We start from the raw sequence: 22,880 nt of genomic DNA, 5'->3' as shown, positions 1-22,880 counted from the left end.
AATGCCACTGAGACAAGACCTCACATCCGTCCTCGTCATCGGCTCCGGCCCGATCGTCATCGGTCAGGCCTGCGAGTTCGACTACTCGGGGACCCAGGCCTGCCGCGTGCTGCGCTCCGAAGGCCTGCGCGTCATCCTCATCAACTCGAACCCGGCGACGATCATGACCGATCCGGACATCGCCGACGCCACCTACGTCGAGCCCATCGATCCGCAGGTGATCGAGACGATCATCGAGAAGGAGCGTCCCGATGCGCTCCTGCCCACCCTCGGTGGACAGACCGCGCTCAACGCTGCCATCGCCCTCCACGACGCGGGAGTGCTCGAGAAGTACGGTGTCGAACTCATCGGCGCCGATGTCGACGCCATCCAGCGTGGCGAGGACCGGCAGAAGTTCAAGGACATCGCCGAAGACTGCGGCGCCGAGGTGGCCCGCTCGGCCATCTGCCACACCCTCGACGAAGCTCTGGCCGCGGCCGAGGAGCTCAACTACCCGGTCGTCGTCCGCCCCTCGTTCACCATGGGCGGCCTCGGCTCGGGCATGGCCTATGACGAAGCCGATCTGCGCCGCATCGCCGGGGCCGGTCTGTCCGACTCGATCACCCACGAGGTGCTGCTCGAGGAATCGATCCTCGGGTGGAAGGAGTACGAACTCGAGCTCATGCGCGACAACAAGGACAACGTCGTCGTCGTGTGCTCGATCGAGAACGTCGATCCCGTCGGCGTGCACACCGGTGACTCGATCACCGTGGCACCCGCCCTGACCCTGACCGACCGGGAATACCAGTCGATGCGCGATATCGGCATCGCCATCATCCGCGCCGTGGGCGTGGACACCGGCGGATGCAACATCCAGTTCGCCGTCGACCCGAAGACCGGACGCATCATCACCATCGAGATGAACCCTCGCGTGTCCCGGTCTTCGGCCCTGGCATCGAAGGCCACGGGCTTCCCGATCGCGAAGATGGCCGCGAAGCTCGCCGTCGGCTACTCGCTCGACGAGATCCCCAACGACATCACGAAGGTCACCCCGGCCAGCTTCGAACCGACCCTGGACTATGTGGTCGTGAAGATCCCACGCTTCACCTTCGAGAAGTTCCCGGCAGCGGATCCGACCCTGACGACGACGATGAAATCGGTCGGCGAAGTCATGGCCCTGGGGCGCAACTTCACCACCGCACTGCAGAAGGCGATGCGCTCACTCGAGCAGAAGGACGCTTCCTTCAGCTGGAACGACCTGCCCGACGTCTCCGACGACGAGGTCCGCGAATCCGTCCTCGAAGCCATCTCGCACGCCACTGCTGACCGCATCCATTCGGTCCAGCGCGGCCTCGCCGCCGGGCTGAGTGCGGCAGAGGTCTTCGACGCCTGCGAGATCGACCCCTGGTACCTCGACCAGATCCAGCTCATCAACGAGGTCGCCGCGGTGATCCGCGACGCCGACGAACTCGACGAGCAGGTCTTGAGGGTTGCGAAGAACCACGGCTTCTCCGATGAGCAGATCGCGGCCCTGCGTGTCCTCGACACCGGTGTCGTCACCGGCATCCGCCACGCTCTGCGCGTGCGTCCGGTGTTCAAGACAGTCGACACCTGCGCCGGCGAATTCGAAGCACACACGCCGTACCACTACTCGAGCTACGACACCGAGACCGAGGTCGCGCCCCGTGACCGACCTGCCGTGATCATCCTCGGCTCCGGACCGAATCGGATCGGACAGGGAATCGAGTTCGACTACTCGTGCGTGCACGCCACCATGGCGATCGGTTCGGCCGGGTACGAGACGATCATGGTCAACTGCAACCCCGAGACCGTGTCGACCGACTACGACACCGCCGATCGTCTGTACTTCGAACCCCTGACGTTCGAAGACGTCATGGAGGTCTACCACGCGGAGCTCGCCGCCGGTGAGGTCCTCGGCGTCGTGTGCACCCTCGGGGGACAGACCCCGCTGGGGCTGGCCGACAAGCTCAAGGCCGCAGGCGTGCCGGTGCTCGGCACTCAGCCCGAAGCCATCGACCTGGCCGAGGACCGCGGAGAGTTCGGCGCTGTGCTGGAGAGGGCCGGACTCACCGCACCCAAGCACGGCACCGCGGTGACCGCTGCCGAAGCCGCCGCGATCGCCGAGAACATCGGCTACCCGGTCCTCGTGCGCCCCTCCTACGTCCTCGGCGGCCGCGGAATGCAGATCGTCTACGACCGCACACAGCTGCTCGACTACATGGCCAGTGCCACGGAGATCTCGACCGACCGTCCGGTCCTCGTCGACCGGTTCCTCGAAGACGCCATCGAGATCGACGTCGACGCCCTCTTCGACGGCAGCGAGGTCTATATCGGCGGAATCATGGAACACATCGAGGAGGCCGGAATCCACTCCGGTGACTCGGCCTGTGTGCTGCCCCCGCTGACCCTGGGCGACGATGTGCTCGAACGCGTCCGCCAGGGCACAAAAGCCATCGCCGAGGGAGTGGGTGTGCGCGGACTGCTCAACATCCAGTTCGCGATCGCCGCCGACGTCCTCCACGTCATCGAAGCCAACCCGCGGGCGTCACGGACCGTGCCCTTCGTCTCGAAGGCGACCTCCACCCAGCTGGCCAAGGCCGCGGCTCTCATCGCCGTGGGACGGTCGATCGACGATCTGCGCGGTGGCCTGCTGGCCGCAGAGGGCGATGGCTCGACCCTGCCGCTGACCCATCCGATCGCCGTCAAGGAGGCGGTCCTGCCGTTCCGCCGGTTCACCACCGTCGAAGGCAAGATCGTCGACTCGATCCTCGGACCCGAGATGCGCTCGACGGGTGAGGTCATGGGCATCGACCACAACTTCCCGACCGCCTTCGCAAAGGGCCTCCTCGGCGCATCCGTGAAGCTGCCGACCTCGGGCACCGTGTTCGTCTCCGTGGCCGATCGGGACAAACGGGCCATGGTGCTTCCGGTCAAGGAGCTCATCGACATGGGCTTCGACGTCGTCGCGACCACCGGCACCGCGGCAGTGCTCTCCCGCTACGGGATAAAGACCACTCAGGTGCACAAGCACTTCGAGGCCGACGCCGAGGACCGCACGGTCATCGACTACCTCACCGCAGGCACCATCGACATGGTCATCAACGTCCCCTCGGGTCGGCAGGAACGTGCCGACGGGTACGAGATCCGGGCCGCTGCGACCGCGAACTCGGTGCCGCTGATCACGACTCTCGCCGAATTCGCCGCCGCCGTGACCTCGCTCGAGGTCATCCGGGACTCGAAGTTCGACGTGCGCAGCCTGCAGGACTGGAGCGCCTGATGTTCGGTACCCGACTGGCAGCCGCCATGGACGAGCACGGACCGCTGTGTGTGGGCATCGACCCGCACGAGCACCTCCTGGCCTCCTGGGGGCTGCCGGCCAGTGCCGCAGGCGTGCGAGAGTTCGCTCTCCGCACGGTCTCCGAGCTCAAGGGGACGGTCGCCGCGGTGAAACCGCAGTCCGCGTTCTTCGAACAGTACGGCTCCGCGGGGGTCGCCGCTCTCGAAGAGACCCTGGCCGCGGCCAGGGAAGCCGGGCTGCTCACCGTCCTCGACATCAAACGCGGTGATATCGGGTCGACCATGGGCGCCTATGCGAAGGCCTACCTCGATCCGGCCTCGCCGCTGGCAGCGGATTCGATCACGGCCTCGCCCTACCTCGGCTTCGGCGCGCTGGAGCCGGCGTTCGCTCTCGCTGACGCCCACGGCAAGGGCGTGTTCGTCCTCGCGCTGACCTCGAACCCGGAAGGCGCCGAGGTCCAACACGCCGGAGCCGGCGGCACTTCGGTGGCGGGATCGATCGTGTCCCAGGTGCGGCAGCGCAATGCTCACACATTCGGTTCCTCCGCTGAGCTCGGTCCCTACGGACTCGTCGTCGGAGCGACCATCGGGCGTGCGGCGAAGGACCTCGGCATCGATCCCAGCGACTGCGGGGGACCGATCCTCGCCCCGGGCGTCGGCGCTCAGGGTGCCGGTCTGGCCGAGCTGCGCGAGGTCTTCGGCGACCGAGCCTTGGCCTCGAGACAGGTGCTCGCCACAGCGTCCCGGGCAGTGCTCGGCGCCGGGCCCGAGGGTCTGGCCGACTCCGCGGTTGCGCTCAACCGTGCGCTGACGGCAATGGACTGAGCGTCGGTGTCCGTATCGCTGGACGGTCCGGACACCGGATTCGGTGGTCTGCCCGCAGGTGAATCCGGCTCGCCGGGCCATAAATTTCCGTCCATATCGCCTCTCGGCAGGGATTTTGTCTTAGACTGAGACAACTTCCCTACCTGCCCGTTCATGGTGACAGAGGAGACAAAGTGGCACTCGAACCGTTGACCCCGCAACAGCGTTCCGCTGCGCTGGACAAAGCGTTCAAGGCACGTCAGGCACGAGCCGAAGTGAAGTCGGCGCTGAAGAACGGAGACACCGATCTCGCCGCCGTGCTCAAGAAGGCGGCTGATGACGAAGCACTGGCGAAGATGCGTGTGCTCGATCTGCTGAGATCGCTGCCCGGAGTCGGTGACCGGCGAGCCGAAGCCGCTATGGACGAGGTCGGCATCGCCACCTCCCGGCGGATCAAGGGTCTGGGCGTGCATCAGAAGTCCGCCCTGTTGGAGAAATATTCCTGAGTGTGACAACCTCAGATCTGTGAATAATCGACTCACCGTCCTCGCGGGTCCGACCGCTGTGGGAAAAGGCACCATCAGCACCTATATTCGGCAGAACCACCCCGAGGTCTGGTTCTCCGTGTCGGCCACGACCAGGCCCAGACGCCCCGGTGAGTTCGACGGTGTCCATTATCACTTCCTCTCCGACGATGCGTTCGACGCCCTCATCGCCGAGGGTCGGCTGCTCGAATACGCCGTCGTCCACGGACGCCACCGCTACGGCACACCCGCGGCCCCGGTGGAGGAGAAGCTCGAGCAGGGGATTCCCGCACTGCTCGAGATCGACCTGCAGGGTGCCCGCCAGGTGAAAGAGAAGATGCCTGAGGCGCGCTTCGTCTTCCTCGCTCCGCCCAGCTGGGATGAACTCGTCTCCCGACTGACCGGCCGCGGCACCGAAACGGAAGAGGAGCAGCAGCGTCGGCTGGCCACCGCGAAACGCGAATTGGCCGCCGAATCCGAGTTCGACGTGACCATCGTGAACGACCACGTTCGCACTGCGGCCGAAGAACTCCTATCATTGATGGGTATATCCACCTCCGATTAGATGGGAATCTCCTTGCCCGCACAGCCTGAAGGCATCACTAATCCTCCGATCGACGATCTGCTGAGCGTGACCGGTTCGAAGTACGAACTGGTCTCGATCGCGGCAAAGCGCGCCCGTCAGATCAACTCGTACTACGCTCAGCTGCAGGAGGGACTGCTCGAGAACGTCGGTCCGCTCGTCACACCGGGCACGAACGAGAAGCCTCTGTCGATCGCTCTGCGTGAGGTCAACGAATCGAAGATCGTCGCCCGCGAGGTCTCCGAAGCCGACTTCATCCAGGCCGCACCCGAGCCCGAAGCCACCGCTCCTGTGAGTCCCGACGGCGCGATCGACTTCAGCGACCAGTGAGAGTAGTACTCGGCGTCGCCGGTGGGATCGCCGCCTATAAGGCGGCACACGTCATCCGGCGACTCCGGGAGCTCGACCACAGCGTCAAGGTCGTCCCGACGGCCAACGCGCTGAAATTCATCGGTGCCCCCACGCTCGAGGCCCTGTCCGGCCAGACCGTGACCACCGACGTCTTCGACGAGGTCGACACCGTCAACCATGTCCGGATCGGACAGGAAGCCGACCTCGTCATCATCGCCCCGGCGACCGCCGATCTGATCGCGAAGATCGCTGCCGGAAGAGCCGATGATCTGCTCACCGCCTCCGTGCTCACCACCACCGCCGAGGTGGTCGTGGCCCCGGCCATGCACACGGAGATGTGGCTCAACCCCGCCACCGTGGCGAACATCGCGACACTGCGGTCCCGCGGCATCCACGTCCTCGACCCCGCCGTCGGGCGCCTCACCGGCCCCGACTCCGGTCCCGGACGCCTGCCCGAACCCGAGGACATCGTCGACTTCGCTCTCTCCAGGCAAACCGACCGGACGCGGCCCGAACAGTCGAGCACAGAGACCCGACCGCTGTCCGGCCGCCGCATCGTCATCAGCGCCGGAGGCACCCGGGAAGCACTCGACCCCGTCCGGTTCCTCGGCAACCGGTCTTCGGGCAAACAAGGCATCGCCCTGGCCAAGGCCGCCCATGCCGCCGGTTCGCACGTGGACCTCGTCGCCGCGAACATCGATTCGGGACTGCTGTCCGGACTGCCCGCAGGCATCACGATCACTCCTGTCGAATCCACCCTGGAGCTGCAGGCGGCGATGCACACGGCCCAGACACACGCCGACGCGATCATCATGGCCGCAGCCGTCGCCGACTACCGGCCTGCGGAGGCCACCGACTCGAAGATGAAGAAGTCCGGAGACGACGGGCTGACTCTGCGACTGGTACAGAACCCGGACATCCTGCGCGGACTCGTCGACGAGCGTGGCCGGCAGACCCGCCTCGGCGATCAGATCATCGTCGGATTCGCCGCCGAAACCGGTGACGCCGACACCACCGCGCTCGACTATGCGCGAGCCAAATTCCGACGCAAGGGCGTCGACCTGCTCGTGTTCAACGACGTCTCCGACGACCGTGCCTTCGGCCACGATGACACCATGGTCCAGATCATCTCCTCCGACGACGGCGAGATCGCCGTCGGTGAGGAATTCGTCGGGTCGAAGGATGATGTTTCACAAAAGGTCATCGCGGCCCTGTCTGCTCAGCTCACCCACGTAGAATCGACAACGTGACACACACAAATCTGCGTTTCTTCTCATCCGAGTCCGTCACCGAGGGGCATCCCGACAAGATCTGCGATCAGATCAGCGATGCGGTGCTCGACGACCTCCTCCGCCAGGACCCCAACGCCAAAGTGGCCGTGGAGACCATGGTCACCACCGGCCTCGTCCACGTCGCCGGTGAGGTCAACACTGCTGCGTACGCGGACGTCGCCGGCATTGTGCGCAACCTCATCACCGGAATCGGCTACGACTCCTCGGACACCGGCTTCGACGGGCACTCCTGCGGAGTCTCCGTGTCCATCGGCAGCCAGTCCACGGACATCCACTCCGGTGTGACGAACCCCCTGGACTTCCGTGAAGCCGTCGCATCCTCCGACCACGGCACCAGCCTCGGCGCGGGCGACCAGGGACTGATGTTCGGCTATGCCGACAACTCCACCGATGTGCTCATGCCGCTGCCCATCCACCTGGCCTCCCGGATGGCAGAGCAGCTCTCTGCCGTGCGCAGATCCGGCCGACTCGACTACCTGCGCCCGGACGGGAAGACGCAGCTGACGCTGGGCTACGACGGTGATGAGGCCGTATCGATCGAGAACGTCGTCGTCTCCACCCAGCATTCGGCAGAGACCAGTCAGTCCCAGCTGCACACGGAGATCAGGGAACTCGTCATTGACCCGGTCATCTCCGACTCAGGTCTCGACGTCTCGGGCACCAACATCCACATCAACCCCGCCGGCCCCTTCGTCACGGGCGGACCGATGGGTGATGCCGGTCTGACCGGGCGGAAGATCATCGTCGACACCTACGGCGGATTCTCCCGGCACGGCGGAGGTGCGTTCTCCGGCAAGGATCCTTCAAAGGTCGACCGTTCGGCTGCCTACGCCATGCGCTGGGTGGCGAAGAACGTCGTCGCCGCCGGTCTGGCCGACCGGGCGGAGGTGCAGGTGTCCTATGCGATCGGACGAGTCGATCCGATGGGCCTGTACGTCGAGACCTTCGGAACGGAGAAGGTGGACCCGACAGCAATCTCGGCAGCCATCCGTGAGGTCTTCGACCTCCGCCCTGCGATGATCATCCAGGAACTCGACCTGCTGCGTCCGATCTACCTGCAGACCTCGACCTACGGCCACTTCGGCCGCGAACTGCCCGACTTCACCTGGGAGGTCACGGACCGCGCCGAGGATCTGCTGCGCGCCGTGTCCTCCAACTAGTCTGCCGTCGGCGTGGACGAACCCCTCCCGATCGACACCGGCACCTCGGCCGAGGGCCAGGTGCCGGTGGCTCCGACCGATCCGGTCGCCCGAGTGCTCATCGACCATCCCGTCCCACACCTGGCGCGGATCTTCGACTATGCGGTCCCGGAGAAGCTCGCCGAGGCGGCCCTGCCCGGTGTGCGAGTGCGGGTGAAGTTCGCCGGGAAGCTGCGCGACGGCTATCTGCTCCACCGCGTCGAATCCTCTGACCACATCGGGCCTCTGGCCACGATCCAACGGCTCAGCGGACCCATCCGGGTGCTGCGTGAGGACCTGCTCGCCTTGAGCGAAGCCGTGGCCCGCCGCTACGGCGGCACACTGGCCGATGTGCTGCGTCTGGCCATCCCGCCGCGACATGCCCGCGGGGAGAAGGCCGTGCTCAAGGCGGAGAAGGCAGCAGAGACGGCCAGGGAGAAGGCCGGGGAACACGATGACCCGGCGCCTGCTGGGGCGAGCGCCTCGGCGAACGACTCGGACCAAGGGACACCGGAGAATTCCGAGGTCGATCGGCAGGTGCTGGACCGCCTCGGCGAATGGGTTCACGCGGGAATGGGGGAGAGCCCGGCACAGACTCCGGAAGCGACCGGAACACCCCGGCGCAGAGCTCTCGCGTGCACACCCGGGGCGACACCGGGACTCAGCTGGATCCGTGCCGGACTCGATGCCGCCCGAGCGACTCTCGAGGCCGGCAGATCCGTGCTCTGGCTCGTGCCCGACCATCGCGAACTCACCGTGCTCCATACGAGTCTCACCGCCGCCGGGATCGGGGACGTCTCGGTGCTCAGCGCCGACCAATCACCGGAGCTGCGATGGCAGGCCTGGCTGCGGGGACTGCTCGGGCACACGCGCATCACGATCGGCACCCGCGCCGCCGCGTTCGCGCCTGTCGCCGATCTCGGGCTCATCATCTGCACCGATGATGCGAACCTCAACTACCTCGACCAGCACGCCCCGTACCCGCACGCCCGGGAGGTCTGCCTGCTGCGGTCGACGATTGAGGACGCCGAACTGTTCTTCGTCTCCACCGACCGCAGCGCCGAGGTGCAGCGCCTCGTCGAAATCGGGTGGCTGGCCGACATCACACCGATCGGTCCCGCCAGACGGCATGCCGCACCCGTGGTCTTCGTCCCCGACGAGGACCGAGATCCCTTCGCGTGGCAGCGCATCCCGAGCCGGGCCTGGCAGATCATGCGCACGGCCCTGCACCCGCGTGCCCGTGACGGGGGAGTGCCGGGACCGGTTCTCGTGCAGGTGCCGCGGTCGGGCTACTATCCGGTCTTCGCCTGTGCCCGCTGTCAGGAAGTCGCGCGCTGCCCCCAGTGTCAGGCGACGCTGACCACGCAGTCGGAAGTCGGGCCGTTCGCCTGCCGATCCTGCGGATACCACGCAGAGACGTTCAGCTGTCTGCGCTGCCGCTCGCACCAGGTGCGGTCGATCGTGCGCGGCCGGGCCCGCACCGTCGAAGAACTCGCCCGAGCGCTGCCGGACATCGAGATCGTCGAATCCGGAGGCGACCACATCTCCACGGTCCTCGACGAGACCCCACGACTCGTGGTGGCCACCACGGGTGCCGAACCCTATGTGCTCGGCGGCTATGCCGCGGCGATCCTCTTGGATTCGCTGTGGCCGGGGCCGTGGATGCGTTCGATCGACGAAAGCGTGGCGCGCCGGCTGCGAGCCGCCTCCCTCGTGCGCTCACGTGATGAGGGCGGAGCCGTCTACCTCGGCGATGAAGACGAACTCATCCGGCAGACGCTGACCTCCTTCGACCCCACGACCTTCATGTCCCGGCAGCTGGGCGACAGGAAGGTCCTCGGCTTCCCGCCGTACCGACGGATACTCGAACTGAAGGGCGCCGGCGCCGACATCGACGCGGTGCTCGCCGAGATCGGCGAGGTCGAAGAGCTGCTGCGCGAGGACGCCGAGGACGGCCAGCGCAGCGTCAGCGCCTATTCGTTCTCCGCGGGGGACCGCGTCGGGACGAGAGCGGCAGAGATCATCGCCTCCCGGTCGGCGAAGAAGCTGCCGCAGGTGCGAGTGCGCATCGATGATCCCCGGTCGCTGTGATGGACCGGCGAAGCAGTAGAATCCCCGGTGTGGATATCGTCTTCGCCGGCACCCCTGATGTCGCAGTTCCCGCCCTCGAGGCCCTAGCCGTTTCGGACCACCGCATCCGTGCGGTGCTCACCCGACCCGATGCGCCCGTAGGACGCAGACGAGTCCTCACCCCGTCACCGGTGAAGACCCGCGCCGTCGAACTCGGACTGCCCGTGATCGAAGCCGACCGGCTGCGGGGCGACGTCATCTCCCAGCTGCGCGACCTCGAAGCCGATGCCGTCGCGGTCGTCGCGTTCGGCGCCATCGCCGGACCCGCTGCCCTGGACACCGCCCGACTCGGCTGGTTCAACCTCCATTTCTCCCTGCTTCCCGCCTACCGCGGGGCCGCTCCCGTCCAACGCGCACTCATAGGCGGTGAGACCACGAGCGGAGTCAGCGTATTCCGCATCGACGAGGGCATGGACACCGGCCCCGTGCTGCGCAGGCTCGAACTGCCGCTCGACCACCCGGACGTCGCCGCCGCGCTTGACGACTATGCGCACCGAGGCGCTCCGGAACTCGTCGCCGCCTTCGACGAACTGGCCGCAGGCACCGCGACCTTGAGCCCACAGATCGGTGAGTCCAGCCACGCGGAGAAGATCACTGTCACCGATGCCCACCTCGACCTCTCCGCACCCGCTGCCCACGTCATCGACCGAGCTCGCGGAACCAGTCCGGCACCGGGGCCATGGGTGGAACTCGACGGCAGGAGAACGAAGCTCTTCGGACTCACCCCCGCCCCCGAGGTCAACGCCGCCGGTGCAGTCGGCGAACTGACCACATGGAATCAACAGCCGGTGCTGCGCTGCGGTGACGGCTGGGTCCGCCTCGAACAGATCCAACCCTTCGGCAAGGCCCGCATGGACGCAGCCGACTTCCTGCGCGGCCGCGGAAACGTGACCTTCGACCCATACCCAGAGACCGGAGAGCAGCAGAACAATGGCTGAGTCAGCAGATAACCGCAGAAGCCGGCCGGGTCGGGGACGCAGCGACCGCGGCGACGGACGCCGAACCGACCGCCACGGTGGAGGCCGCAGCGACCACGGCGGCAAGAACCTGCCGCGGCGCATCGCCTGGGAAGTCCTTCTCGACGTGGCGACGAAAGACGCCTACGCGAACCTGCTCCTCCCGGCGAAACTCGCCCGCACCCACATGGGCGCACAGGACGCCGCCTTCACGACCGAGCTCACCTACGGCGCCCTGCGCCGACAGAAGTTCTACGATGCGATCATCGAAATCGCCTCATCGCGGGCCATCGACGAGATCGATCCCGAACCCCTGGCCGCCATGCGCCTCGGCGCCCACCAGCTCCTGTCGATGCGTGTGCCGAATCATGCGGCACTGTCCGAAACCGTGGCCGTGGTCAAACGCTCCGCAGCGAAGACCGCCGGATTCGTCAACGCCGTGCTCCGCCGCATCTCGGAAGCCGAACCCGCCGTATGGCTCGACCGCGTCACCGCCGAGGCTGACGAGACCACCCGGCTGGCCATCGAACACTCCCATCCCGAATGGGTCGTGCGGGCACTGACCCAGGCGCTCAAGGGACACGGCCGCGACGCCGCCGAACTCGATGCCCTCCTCGCAGCCGACAACACACCCGCCAAGGTCGGCGTGACCGCCCTGCCCGGACTCATCGATCGCAGCGAACTGCCGGGAGAACCCACGGCACTGTCACCGATCGGCGTCACTCTGGACACCGCGGTGCCTCGGGACGTCCCGGCCGTGGCCGACGGACGCGCCCGAGTCCAGGACGAAGGATCGGCCCTCGTCGCCCTCGCCCTGGCCGAAATCGACGCACCTGACGGAACCTGGGCCGACCTGTGCGCCGGACCCGGCGGCAAAGCCGCCGTCCTTGGCGCCGTGGCCGCCGGCGAAGCGAGGACACTGGAGGCCTTCGACTCCAGCGAACACCGCGTCGACCTCGTCCGCGACTCAACCCAGGCACTGACCAACGTCACCTCTGCGGTCGGCGACGGACGCGACGCCCGGGGACCCTATTCGAAGATCCTCGTCGATGTGCCCTGCTCCGGACTCGGTGCCCTGCGGCGTCGCCCCGAAGCCCGCTACCGCAGACGGCCCGACGACATCACGGCCCTGGCCGGACTGCAGCGCGAACTGCTCGCCGCAGCCCTCGACGCCTGCGCACCCGGCGGAGTGGTCGCGTACTCGACCTGCTCTCCGCACTATGCCGAAACCGTGCTCATCGTCGACGAAGTGCTGCGGCTGCGCGAAAAATCCGGATCCGCGGACATCGAGATCCTCGACACCCCGGCCGTGCTGTCGGCGATCACCGACACCGAGGCGGAATCGTTCGCCTCCGTGGACCGGGACGGCGGGCGGTACGCTCAGCTCTGGCCGCACCTGCACAACAGCGACGGAATGTTCCTGGCCCTCCTGCGAAAGGCGAAATGACCCATGTCCATCGACATCAACCCTTCGATCCTGTCCTCGGACTTCTCCGATCTGCGCGGTGAGCTCGAGAAGATCAGCACCGCCGATATGGCCCATATCGACGTCATGGACAACCACTTCGTCCCGAATCTCACCTTCGGCCCGCCCGTCGTCGAACGCATCCAGGCGATCTCCCCGATCCCACTCGATGCTCACCTCATGATCGCCGACGCCGATCGCCACGCCCCCGTGTATGCGGAGATCGGCTGCGCCTCGGTGACCTTCCACGCCGAGGCGGCCGCCGCCCCCGTCCGTCTGGCCCGGGAACTGCGCCGCCTCGGGGCGAAGGCCAGCCTCGCGCTCAAACCGGCGACCCCGATCGAACCGTTCATCGACCTCCTCGGCGAGTTCGACCAGATCCTCATCATGACCGTCGAACCCGGATTCGGCGGTCAGAAGTTCCTCGACGTGTGCCTGCCGAAGATCGCTCGGACCCGCCAGGCCATCTCGGCCACCGGCCTCGAGATCCGCCTGCAGGTCGACGGGGGAGTCTCCGCGTCGACGATCGACCGCGTCGTCGACGCCGGCGCCGACGTCCTCGTGGCCGGCTCCGCCGTCTACGGGGCCGAAGACGCGGCGGCTGCGATCAGTCAGCTGCGCACCCGCGCCGCAGCGCACACCCACTGACCGACTCGGGCCGGAAGCCTCCGACGGCCCACACTCAGAAGAGAGCCTGCGATGGACCTGTTCGACTGGTTGAACACCCCGGCGTTCGAACTGCTGGGCAAACCCGTGCCGTACTCCGACCTGTTCGGCAATATCTGCGCCCTGGCCACCGTCGTCCTCGCTCTGCGCAGAAACATCCTGTCCTGGCCGGTGCAGATTCTGGGCTCCCTCCTCCTCTTCTCCGCCAGTGTCTCCGCCGGGCTCGGCGGCAACGCCTCCCGGCAGGTCGTCATCATCGTCGCCGCGGTCTGGGGCTGGACCCAGTGGAAGAAGTCCAAAGCCGCCTCAGGTGAGGTCGTCGTCCGCTGGGCCACATGGAAGGAACGGGCACTGCTGCTGGCGGCGCTGGTCATCGGCACCGGAGTCTTCGGCTGGATCCTCGCTCTGGGCGGATGGTCGTGGAACCCGTACCCTGACGCGTACATCTTCATCGGTTCGATCGTGGCCATGTACGCCCAGGGCCGGGCCATCGTAGAATTCTGGTTCGTCTGGCTCGCCGTCGACCTCGTCGGCATCCCCCTGGCGATCTCCGGCGGACTCGTCTTCTCCGGAGCCGTGTACCTGTTCTTCCTCGTCATGGTCATCCTCGGACTCATCGACTGGTCGAAACGCTCACGCCAGACGATCTCGGCACCCCATCGCCCGGCCACCGAGATCGGCCGCGATCCCGAGGACTGAGCATCGCCGATCCCAGTGCTGATGAGAGACGGCCCTCGGTGTTCTAGAACATGAGACCCGGAATGCTGCGGTCAGGACGGATGCATTAGGCTGGAGCAGTGAAGACCTTTGAGACTCTCTACGCCGAACTCCAGCAGAAATCCCTCGAACGACCGGCCGGTTCGAAGACCGTGGCCGAACTCGACGCCGGAGTCCATGCGATCGGCAAGAAGGTCGTGGAAGAGGCCGCCGAAGTGTGGATGGCCGCCGAATACGAGACCGAGGAAGAGCTCGCCGAGGAGATCTCGCAGCTGCTCTACCATGTGCAGGTGATGATGATCGCCAAGGGACTGACCCTCGACGATGTCAACACCCACCTCTGAGACCTTCTCGCGAACCTGACCGCCCCGACGCCATCGAACTCCAAAGGGACCCCATGCTGCGTGTAGCCGTGCCCAACAAGGGCGCACTGTCCGAAGCCGCCTCCGATATGCTCAGCGAGGCCGGATACTCCACTCGACGCGGAACCAAGACGCTGGTCCATCAGGATGAGGTCAATGGGGTCGAATTCTTCTACCTGCGCCCTCGCGATATCGCCATCTACGTCGGCTCCGGCATCCTCGACGCCGGTATCACCGGTCGTGACCTGCTGCTCGAATCGCAGGCCGAAGCCGATGAGGTGCTCGGACTCGGATTCGGCACCTCCCGCTTCTTCTATGCCGGCACCGCCGGCTCCTTCACCTCACCCGACCAACTGGCCGGTGCCCGCATCGCCACGAGCTTCCCGAACCTCGTGGATGCCGACCTGCAGCGGCGCGGCATCTCCGCGACGACCGTGCAGCTCGACGGAGCGATCGAGGTCTCCATCCAGCTCGGAGTCGCCGACGCCATCGCAGATGTCGTCGAAACCGGTTCGACCCTGCGCGCCGCGGGACTCGAGCCCTTCGGCGAGGCGCTGCTCGAATCAGAAGGTGTGCTCATCCAGCGCGACGGAGCCGAATCCCGCATCGGCGTGCTCAAGCGCCGCCTCGAATCGGTCATGGTCGCCCGCCAGTACGTGCTCGTCGACTACAACATCGAGCAGCGCCTGGTTCCCGAAGCGATCTCGCTGACCCCGGGACTCGAATCCCCGACCGTGTCTCCGCTGCAGGAGACCGGATGGGTTGCCGTGCGCGTCATGGTCGAGGCGAAGGAAGTCAACAACGTGATGGACCGACTCTACGCAGCCGGCGCCCGAGCGATCCTGGTGACGAACATTGGCGCTTGCCGAATCTGATCTCGCGGTGTTCCGGCCCCGACAGGTGCGCATCATCAGCATCGTCGGTGCCGTTGCCGTGACCGCGGGGTTCGCGGTCCTGTCCGTGGCGCTGTTCGTCGTGGACTGGGAACCATGGACCGTGCTCGACATGATATGGATGAACCTGCTGGGCATTCTCTTCGGAGCTGCCCTGCTGCGCATCTCCGATATCCAGGCCCGACCCACCGAGGAGGGCCTGGTGGTCAAGAACATGGTGCGCACCCGCCGGTTCGACTGGGGGCAGATCCTCGGCGTGACGTTCTCACCCGTCGGCGATGACCCCTGGCCCCTGCTGGACCTCACCGACGGCACCACCTGCGCGGTGATGGCGATCCAGCATGCAGACGGTCGCCGCGCCCATGCGGAGGTCGCACGATTGCGTATGCTCATCAAGAGACGCACCCACTTCAAGGAGGATTAGGAATGGCGAACGAGACACCCGAGACTGCGGCAGGCCCCCTGACCGGATACACCGTCGTCGACCTCTCCCGAGCACTCGCCGGCCCTCATGCAGGAATGATGTTCGGAGACCTCGGCGCACGAGTGATCAAGGTCGAGAACCCCGGCAAGGGCGATGATTCGCGGTCCTGGGGTCCTCCCTTCGTCGGTCCTGAGGACGACCCTCAGGCCACATACTTCTTCTCGTGCAACCGCAACAAGGAATCCATCGCCCTCGACCTCAAATCCGAGACGGGCACGGACACCCTGACCGGACTCATCGCACGTGCCGATGTGCTCATCGAGAACTTCCGCTCCGGAGTCCTCGACCGGCTCGGCTTCTCCACCGCCCGGTGCATGGAGATCAACCCGCGCCTGGTCATCCTCTCCATCACCGGCTTCGGCCATGACGGCCCCGAAGCCTCCCGCGCCGGCTACGACCAGATCGCCCAGGGCGAGGCCGGACTGATGTCGCTGACCGGACCCGGACCCGATGACATGCAGCGTGTGGGTGTGCCGATCGCCGATCTGCTGGCCGGAATCTACGGCTCGTACGGAGTCCTCGCGGCCCTGCTCGAACGCGAACGCACGGGCAAGGGCAAGGTCGTGCGCACTTCGCTCATCGCGGGAATGGTCGGCGTCCACGCCTTCCAGGGCACACGCGCGACCGTGGCCGGCCAAGAACCCCAACCCGGCGGCAACCACCACCCGTCGCTGTCGCCGTACGGACTGTTCAACTGCCGCGACGGCGCCGTGCAGATCTCCGTGGGAAACGAGAACCTGTGGCAGAAGTTCTGCGCCGCCTTCGACATCGACCCCGCCACCGAAGGCATGGCCGACAACGCCTCACGCGTAGCCAACCGGCCGGCACTCATCGAACTCATCGAAGACCGCTTCTCCGCCTACGACGCACCCGACCTGCTGGCCGAGCTCACCGAGGCGGGCATCCCGTCCGGCACGGTCCGCACCCTGCCCGAGGTCTACCAGTGGGAGCAGGCGCTCAGTCAGGGCCTCAAGGTCTCCGTCGACCATCCGGTGCTCGGTGACATCGACCTGCCCGGACCGCCGCTGCGCTTCTTCGACGCCGGCGGCGACGGTGAGGTCGAAACCACCCGCACCGCTCATGATGCTCCGCCGCTGTTGGACGAAGACGCCGAGTCCATCGTGGCGTGGCTCGCCGACGGAAACTGAACGGGACTCTCATGCCACGCCTGAACGCATATGAACTCGTCGACATCGTCCTCGACGAAGGATCGTTTCTGTCCTGGGACTCTGCCCCCATCCGGCCGGCCGGCGGGATCTCCGCCGACTATGCCGCAGAGCTCGACGCCGCGGCGCAGAAGTCCGGGGTCGACGAAGCCATCATCACCGGTGAAGGCTCCATCAACGGACGTCGGGTCGCCGTGGTCGCCGGCGAATTCCGCTTCCTCGCCGGCTCGATCGGCGTGGCCGCGGCCGAACGCCTCGTCGACGCCATCGAACGTGCCACCCTCGAGGGCCTGCCCCTGCTGGCCGGACCCGCGTCGGGTGGCACCCGCATGCAGGAGGGCACCATCGCCTTCCTGTCGATGGTGAAGATCACCAACGCCGTCATCGCCCACCGCAAGGCCGGGCTGCCCTACCTCGTCTACCTCCGCCATCCCACGACCGGAGGAGTCTTCGCCTCCTGGGGGTCGCTGGGACATGTCACCGTGGCCGAACCCGGATCCCTCATCGGCTTCCTCGGACCCCGGGTGTATGAGGCCATCTACGGAGAGAAGTTCCCGGAGAACGTGCAGACGGGAGAGAACCTCCACAAGAACGGCATCATCGACGCCGTCATCGGTCCCGAACGCATCACCACCACCGTCTCCCGCGTCCTCGATGTGCTCATGGGGGCCAAGGAGGTCCCGCCCCAGGTGCCGGACCCGGACACCTCGCCCGCCGAGGTCGATCCGGACTCCGACGCCTGGGCCGCGATCACCAGTTCGCGTCGCTCCGAACGCCCCGGAGTCCGTGACCTGCTGCGGACGGCAGCGAACACTGTGCTGCCGCTCAACGGCACCGGCGAAGGGGAGAAGGACCCCGGACTGCTGCTGGCCCTGGCGAAGTTCGGCTCCGCACCGTGCATCGTCCTCGGCCAGGACCGGTTCCGGCAGGACTCCCGGGCCCCCATGGGGCCGGCGGCACTGCGTGAGGCCAGGCGCGGAATGAGGTTGGCCGCGGAACTGCACCTGCCGCTCGTGACCGTCATCGACACCCCCGGAGCGGCACTGTCCCAATCGGCGGAGGAAGGCGGAATCGCCGGCGAGATCGCCCGCAGCCTCGCTGACCTCGCGAACCTCGATGCCCCGTCCGTCTCGCTCATCCTCGGTGAGGGATCCGGCGGCGGGGCCCTGGCGCTCATCCCCACCGACCGGGTGCTCAGTGCCGAACACGGCTGGCTCTCGCCGCTGCCGCCCGAAGGCGCCTCGGCGATCGTGCACCGCACCACCGAACGGGCCGCCGAGATGGCACAGAGCCAGGGTGTGCACGCTCCCATGCTGCAGGCCAACGGCGTCGTCGACCGGATCATCGCCGAACACCCCGACGCCAGCGACGAACCCCTTGACTTCGTCGCGCGGGTCGGGACGACACTCGAATTCGAACTCATCTCGCTCATGCGCGAACCATCGGCCAGGCGCTTGGCCCGCCGAATGGATCGCTACCGGGGCCTGGGAATCTAGGAGGACTGAGTGGTAGCTGTCAGAGTCATCCCCTGTCTCGACGTCGACGGCGGACGCGTCGTCAAGGGAGTGAAGTTCGCCGACCTCAAAGACGCCGGCGACCCAGTCGAGCTCGCTCGCCGCTACGGCGAATCCGGTGCCGACGAACTCACCTTCCTCGACGTCACAGCCAGCAGCGGTGACCGCGAGACCGTCCACGACGTGGTGCGCGCCTGCGCCGAAGAGGTCTTCATCCCGCTGACCGTCGGCGGAGGCATCCGCAGTGTCGCCGACGTCGACCGGCTGCTGCGCGACGGAGCCGACAAAGTCTCGGTCAACACCTCGGCGGTGGCCGATCCGGAGCTCATCAGCGAGATCTCCCGACACTTCGGCAACCAGGTCCTCGTCCTGTCCCTCGACGCCAGACGCACGCAGGGGACGAGCACGGAATCCGGTTTCGAAGTCACCACCCGCGGCGGCCGCGAAGGAACGGGCCGCTGCGCCATCGACTGGATCCGAGAGGCCGCTGAGCGCGGGGTCGGCGAGATCCTGCTCAATTCCATCGACGCCGACGGCACTCGCGAGGGCTTCGACCTCGAACTCATCAGTGCCGCCCGCGCCGCCGTCGACGTGCCGCTCATCGCCTCGGGCGGAGCCGGCAAGGTCGAACACTTCGCCCCGGCCGTGGCCGCAGGTGCGGATGCGCTGCTGGCCGCCAGCGTCTTCCACTTCGGCACGCTGAGCATCGCCGAGGTCAAAGACGCACTGCGGGCAGAGGGAATCGACGTCCGATGAGCAGCGAAATCGACGCCACCCCGCAGAATTGGCAGGAGATCATCAGACTGGGCACAGACGGACTCATCCCCGTCATCGTCCAAGAGGCCACGAGCGGTGAGGTGCTCATGCTCGCCTGGATGGACATCGCGGCGGTCTCCCGCACACTGGAGACGAAGCGGGCCACCTATTGGTCGCGCTCCCGGCAGGAATACTGGGTGAAGGGGGAGACCTCGGGCCATGTCCAACATGTCCGCTCACTCAGCCTCGACTGCGATGCCGACGCCCTGCTCATGCTCGTCGACCAGACCGGACCCGCCTGCCATACGAACACCCCGACCTGCTTCACCGGAAGGACCATCAGTGTCGACTGACTCAGCGGCGAACCCGACCGACCTGCCGATCCGGCCCAGCCTCGACCAGTTCCGCGCCCTCGGCGCCGAACACCGGCTGGTGCCGGTCCATGCCCAGGTGCTCGCGGACTCGGAGACCCCGCTGAGCCTCTACCGCAAGCTCACCGACGGCGGGCCGGGAAGCTTCCTCTTCGAATCCGCGGTCGCCGGATCCTGGGCCAGGTACTCCTTCATCGGATCGGCACCCGTGGCCACCCTCATCTCCACCGAGGACGGATTCGACTGGACCGGCACTCCGCCGGTGGGCATCCCCACCGACGGCGACGTCCTCGACGCGGTCACCGCCACCCTCGACCTGCTGGCCGTGGCCGAAGCGGAAGCAGTGCTGCCGCCGATGGTCTCAAGCTTCGTCGGCTACTTCGGATGGGACATCGTCCGCCGTTTCGAACGTCTCGGACCGCCCCGCCCCAACGAACACCACCTGCCGACCGTCCAGCTGATGATCCCCGGCGACATCGCCGTCTTCGACCACTATTCGGGGATGGTCACCCTCGTGGCCAATGTGTTCAACGTCAACGGCGCCGACACCGGCATCGACGAGGCCCATGCCTCAGGAGTCGAGCGCATCACGGCGATGCTCGACCGCCTGCAGCAGCCCAGCCCGGCCGATGTCCTCCGCCCCCGGAAAGTCGACCCCGAGGTGGCCACCCGCACCCAGCCGCAGGTGTACTTGGACGGTGTGGAGACGGCGAAGCAGAAGATCGTCGACGGGGAGATCTTCCAAGTCGTCGTCGGCCAGCGCTTCGACACCCCCTGCGATGCCGATCCGCTGAGCGTGTACCGGATGCTGCGGCATGCGAATCCGAGCCCATTCATGTACCTGCTCAACCTCCACGACGACGGCGGTGACCCGGTGAGCATAGTCGGCTCCTCACCGGAAGCACTCGTCACCGTCCGCTCCGGAGAGGTACTCACCCATCCGATCGCCGGTTCCCGGCCCCGCGGCACCACCCCGGAAGCCGATGACTGCCTGGCCCGGGAGCTCCTGGCCGATGAGAAGGAGCGCGCCGAACACCTCATGCTCGTCGATCTCGCCCGCAACGACCTGGCGAAGGTGTGCGCCGCCGGAACGATCGACGTCAGCGAGTTCATGGACATCGTGCGCTACAGCCACATCATGCACATCAGCTCGACGGTGCGCGGCGAACTCGAACCCGGAACCTCCGCCATCGACGTGCTGCGGGCGACCTTCCCCGCCGGCACCCTGTCCGGGGCGCCCAAACCGCGGGCGCTGCAGATCATCGACGAACTCGAACCCGTCGGACGCGGAATCTATGGGGGAGTGGTCGGCTATATGTCCTTCACCGGTGACCTCGACCTGGCCATCGCCATCCGCACCGGAGTGCTCAGGCAGGCCACGATGAGCGTCTACGCCGGAGGCGGTCTCGTCGCCGACTCCGTGCCCGAGACCGAATACCGGGAATCCGAGAACAAGGCCGCGGCCGTCCTGCGCGCCGCCGCCGCGGCCGATGCGCTGCACGCAGCCGAAGGAAGCCAGAGGTGAGGGAATGACCAAATCACGCGGAGTCCTCATCGTCCTCGTCATCGCCGCCGCCCTGTGGGCGCTGACGATCTCCGCCTGGCAGGCAGGCACCGGCGGCGACACGCTCGGACCCAGCGGTGTGGCGGAGGTCACCGAGGATCCGAGTTCGCAGGCCTCACCCGTGGCCACCGCATGCGTGGCGATCATCGCGGTCTCGGGACTGCTCGCCGCAATGCTCGGTCGGATCGGACGTTTCGTCGTTCTGGGTCTGGCCGCAATCGCCGGAATCGGCTACGGGATCACCGCCCTGAGCGCCGCCTCGGCGCCGGGAGCCACCTCATGGGCGATCATCGCGGCAGTGGCCGGCGGAATCGGCGTCATCGGCATCATCTGGGTCGCCGTCGCTTCGAACGGGTGGACGAACTCCAACCGCTACGCCCGCACGGCCGAGGCCGCCGGCGGGGAATTCGACTCCGCCGCAGCCTGGGACGCCCTCTCCCGCGGAGACGACGTCGAAGACGCCCCCGACGACGAGGAGCCGACCGATCCAGACACCGACGACGAGGAGCCGACCGATCCAGACACCGACGACGAGGAGCCGACCGATCCAGACACCGAACCGGATTCGAAATGACCTTGTGACCGGGTCGGTGCCCGGTCAGTCAGCGAAGCGTGACACAATGGGATCAACAGTCCACACGCGTGTCACGCCTGTCACACAAAGGAGCGCCATGTCGCAGTCCATCGCCCGCAACGGGGCCGCAGATCTCGACAAATCCACGATCGACTACGCAGCGATCGCCGATCCCGGTCACGGCAACTCGGTGGCGGGATGGACCGGAGTCATCATCATGCTCATCGGGGTCACAGTCGGCTGCGTGGGCTTCACGATCCACAACCCCACGATCACCTACATCTCCATCGGCATCGTCGCCCTCGGTGTCGTCGTCGGTCTGATCCTGCGTGCCGTGGGACTGGGCAACAAGCCGAAGCAGAAATGACGGTTCTCAATGACATCGTCTCCGGCGTGCGCGAAGATCTGCAGGCACGCCGGAACGAGGTTCCGCTGAGCGAGATCACCGCTCGCGCCGCGGCGGCCGAACCCGTCCGCCCCTTCGACCTGAGCGCAGACTTCGGCGTCATCGCCGAGGTCAAACGCAAGTCACCCTCCCGCGGAGACCTGGCCCGGATCCCCGACCCCGGAACGTTGGCCGGACTGTATGCCGCCGGGGGAGCCCGAGCCATCAGCGTGCTCACCGAGACCCGCCGCTTCAACGGCAGCCTTGCCGACCTCGACTCGGTGCGCGCGGCCGTCGACATCCCGGTCCTGCGCAAGGACTTCATGGTCGACGAATACCAGTTCCATGAGGCTCGCGCCCACGGCGCCGATATCGTACTGCTCATCGTCGCGGCCCTCGACCCCGGACAGCTGGGCGAATACCACGCCCTCGCCGCCGAGCTGGGGATGACGGCGCTGGTCGAGACCCACAACCGCGAAGAGCTCGAGATCGCTGCTGAGCTCGGTGCCGAACTCATCGGCGTCAACACCCGCAACCTCAAGGACCTCAGCGTCGACACCGACAGGTTCGCCCCGCTGGCCGATCTGGCCCCCGACGGCTGCACCCTCGTCGCCGAATCCGGCGTGAGCGGCGCCGCCGAAGTGGCGAAGTACGCGGATGCCGGAGCCGATCTCGTGCTCGTGGGCGAAGCCCTCGTCACCGGCGGTCGCCCGCAGGCCGCTGTCGAGGAGTACACGGCGCTCGGGCGCGAACGCCGCTGCCTGTCCGCATCCTGAACCCCGCCCGCGACGGCCGCCGCAGATGGTCGACGATGGGCCGATAGTGCACCCATTCGGTCGTCCGGCAGG

23 protein-coding genes are annotated in these 22,880 nt (G+C 66.8%); all 23 read left to right on the top strand.

The features are described from left to right. The first annotated feature begins 1 nt into the window (after position 1). The 23 genes from carB to trpC all read left to right on the top strand — a co-directional run bounded on the left by carB (position 2) and on the right by trpC (position 22,808). Entirely contained in the window at positions 2–3,277 is a 3,276-nt protein-coding gene (gene carB / locus EB835_RS05035) for a carbamoyl-phosphate synthase large subunit (RefSeq protein WP_135808381.1), read from the top strand. Beyond that, positions 3,277–4,122 carry an orotidine-5'-phosphate decarboxylase gene (pyrF, locus tag EB835_RS05030; protein ID WP_135808380.1) on the top strand — a complete coding sequence of 282 codons (846 nt, stop codon included), beginning with the start codon at positions 3,277–3,279 and terminating at the stop codon, positions 4,120–4,122. The genes carB and pyrF overlap by 1 nt, the downstream gene beginning before the upstream one ends. 173 nt (positions 4,123–4,295) lie before the next feature. Beyond that, positions 4,296–4,607, top strand: a complete 312-nt coding sequence (gene mihF, locus EB835_RS05025; protein ID WP_135808379.1) for an integration host factor, actinobacterial type — start codon at positions 4,296–4,298, stop codon at positions 4,605–4,607. A gap of 19 nt (positions 4,608–4,626) precedes the next feature. Next, entirely contained in the window at positions 4,627–5,190 is a 564-nt protein-coding gene (gmk, locus tag EB835_RS05020; RefSeq protein WP_135808378.1) for a guanylate kinase, read from the top strand. A 12-nt stretch (positions 5,191–5,202) separates the two neighbouring features. Beyond that, positions 5,203–5,538, top strand: a complete 336-nt coding sequence (gene rpoZ / locus EB835_RS05015) for a DNA-directed RNA polymerase subunit omega (RefSeq protein WP_240688554.1) — start codon at positions 5,203–5,205, stop codon at positions 5,536–5,538. Then, positions 5,535–6,809, top strand: a complete 1,275-nt coding sequence (gene coaBC / locus EB835_RS05010; RefSeq protein ID WP_135808376.1) for a bifunctional phosphopantothenoylcysteine decarboxylase/phosphopantothenate--cysteine ligase CoaBC — start codon at positions 5,535–5,537, stop codon at positions 6,807–6,809. The genes rpoZ and coaBC overlap by 4 nt, the downstream gene beginning before the upstream one ends. Next, on the top strand, positions 6,806–8,011 hold the full coding sequence (gene metK, locus EB835_RS05005) for a methionine adenosyltransferase (protein WP_135808375.1): 1,206 nt from the start codon (positions 6,806–6,808) through the stop codon (positions 8,009–8,011). Before coaBC ends, metK begins: the two co-directional genes overlap by 4 nt. 12 nt (positions 8,012–8,023) lie before the next feature. Then, positions 8,024–10,120 (top strand): primosomal protein N' family DNA-binding protein, encoded by a 2,097-nt coding sequence (locus EB835_RS05000; protein ID WP_135808374.1) that lies wholly within the window; start codon positions 8,024–8,026, stop codon positions 10,118–10,120. 29 nt (positions 10,121–10,149) lie between these two features. Continuing rightward, entirely contained in the window at positions 10,150–11,097 is a 948-nt protein-coding gene (fmt, locus tag EB835_RS04995; protein WP_135808373.1) for a methionyl-tRNA formyltransferase, read from the top strand. Further along, a complete protein-coding gene (locus EB835_RS04990) occupies positions 11,090–12,562 on the top strand; it encodes an RsmB/NOP family class I SAM-dependent RNA methyltransferase (protein ID WP_135808372.1) in 1,473 nt (490 codons plus the stop codon). Before fmt ends, EB835_RS04990 begins: the two co-directional genes overlap by 8 nt. A 3-nt stretch (positions 12,563–12,565) precedes the next feature. Continuing rightward, the gene (rpe, locus tag EB835_RS04985) at positions 12,566–13,228 is read left to right on the top strand and encodes a ribulose-phosphate 3-epimerase (protein ID WP_135808371.1); all 663 of its coding nucleotides are present in this window, start codon (positions 12,566–12,568) and stop codon (positions 13,226–13,228) included. 51 nt (positions 13,229–13,279) lie between these two features. Next, complete coding sequence (locus EB835_RS04980; protein ID WP_135808370.1) at positions 13,280–13,945, top strand: nicotinamide mononucleotide transporter family protein; 666 nt, start codon at positions 13,280–13,282, stop codon at positions 13,943–13,945. A 98-nt stretch (positions 13,946–14,043) separates the two neighbouring features. Continuing rightward, on the top strand, positions 14,044–14,307 hold the full coding sequence (locus EB835_RS04975; RefSeq protein ID WP_135808369.1) for a phosphoribosyl-ATP diphosphatase: 264 nt from the start codon (positions 14,044–14,046) through the stop codon (positions 14,305–14,307). Between the two features lie 53 nt (positions 14,308–14,360). After that, a complete protein-coding gene (gene hisG, locus EB835_RS04970) occupies positions 14,361–15,200 on the top strand; it encodes an ATP phosphoribosyltransferase (RefSeq protein ID WP_135808368.1) in 840 nt (279 codons plus the stop codon). Positions 15,201–15,207: 7 nt separating this feature from the next. Further along, positions 15,208–15,642, top strand: coding sequence for a PH domain-containing protein (locus EB835_RS04965; protein ID WP_240688553.1), 435 nt, complete (start codon positions 15,208–15,210; stop codon positions 15,640–15,642). A 2-nt stretch (positions 15,643–15,644) separates the two neighbouring features. Further along, positions 15,645–16,850: a CaiB/BaiF CoA transferase family protein gene (locus tag EB835_RS04960; RefSeq protein ID WP_135808366.1), complete on the top strand. Its 1,206-nt coding sequence runs from the start codon at positions 15,645–15,647 to the stop codon at positions 16,848–16,850. Positions 16,851–16,861: 11 nt separating this feature from the next. Next, positions 16,862–18,364: a carboxyl transferase domain-containing protein gene (locus EB835_RS04955; protein WP_135808365.1), complete on the top strand. Its 1,503-nt coding sequence runs from the start codon at positions 16,862–16,864 to the stop codon at positions 18,362–18,364. 9 nt (positions 18,365–18,373) lie between these two features. Beyond that, complete coding sequence (gene hisF, locus EB835_RS04950; RefSeq protein ID WP_135808364.1) at positions 18,374–19,138, top strand: imidazole glycerol phosphate synthase subunit HisF; 765 nt, start codon at positions 18,374–18,376, stop codon at positions 19,136–19,138. Further along, complete coding sequence (gene hisI / locus EB835_RS04945) at positions 19,135–19,491, top strand: phosphoribosyl-AMP cyclohydrolase (RefSeq protein ID WP_135808363.1); 357 nt, start codon at positions 19,135–19,137, stop codon at positions 19,489–19,491. The genes hisF and hisI overlap by 4 nt, the downstream gene beginning before the upstream one ends. Further along, complete coding sequence (trpE, locus tag EB835_RS04940) at positions 19,481–21,034, top strand: anthranilate synthase component I (RefSeq protein WP_240688552.1); 1,554 nt, start codon at positions 19,481–19,483, stop codon at positions 21,032–21,034. Before hisI ends, trpE begins: the two co-directional genes overlap by 11 nt. Positions 21,035–21,038: 4 nt before the next feature. Continuing rightward, complete coding sequence (locus EB835_RS04935; RefSeq protein ID WP_135808361.1) at positions 21,039–21,647, top strand: Trp biosynthesis-associated membrane protein; 609 nt, start codon at positions 21,039–21,041, stop codon at positions 21,645–21,647. 97 nt (positions 21,648–21,744) lie between these two features. Then, positions 21,745–22,014 carry an HGxxPAAW family protein gene (locus EB835_RS04930; RefSeq protein WP_135808360.1) on the top strand — a complete coding sequence of 90 codons (270 nt, stop codon included), beginning with the start codon at positions 21,745–21,747 and terminating at the stop codon, positions 22,012–22,014. After that, positions 22,011–22,808, top strand: a complete 798-nt coding sequence (trpC, locus tag EB835_RS04925) for an indole-3-glycerol phosphate synthase TrpC (RefSeq protein ID WP_135808359.1) — start codon at positions 22,011–22,013, stop codon at positions 22,806–22,808. The genes EB835_RS04930 and trpC overlap by 4 nt, the downstream gene beginning before the upstream one ends. The last annotated feature ends 72 nt before the right edge of the window (positions 22,809–22,880 follow it).

This window comes from Brevibacterium sp. S22 (assembly GCF_004745485.1).
Taxonomy (GTDB): domain Bacteria; phylum Actinomycetota; class Actinomycetes; order Actinomycetales; family Brevibacteriaceae; genus Brevibacterium.
Note: the sequence above shows the minus strand (reverse complement) of the source record. Positions and strands in the feature narration are given on the sequence as shown.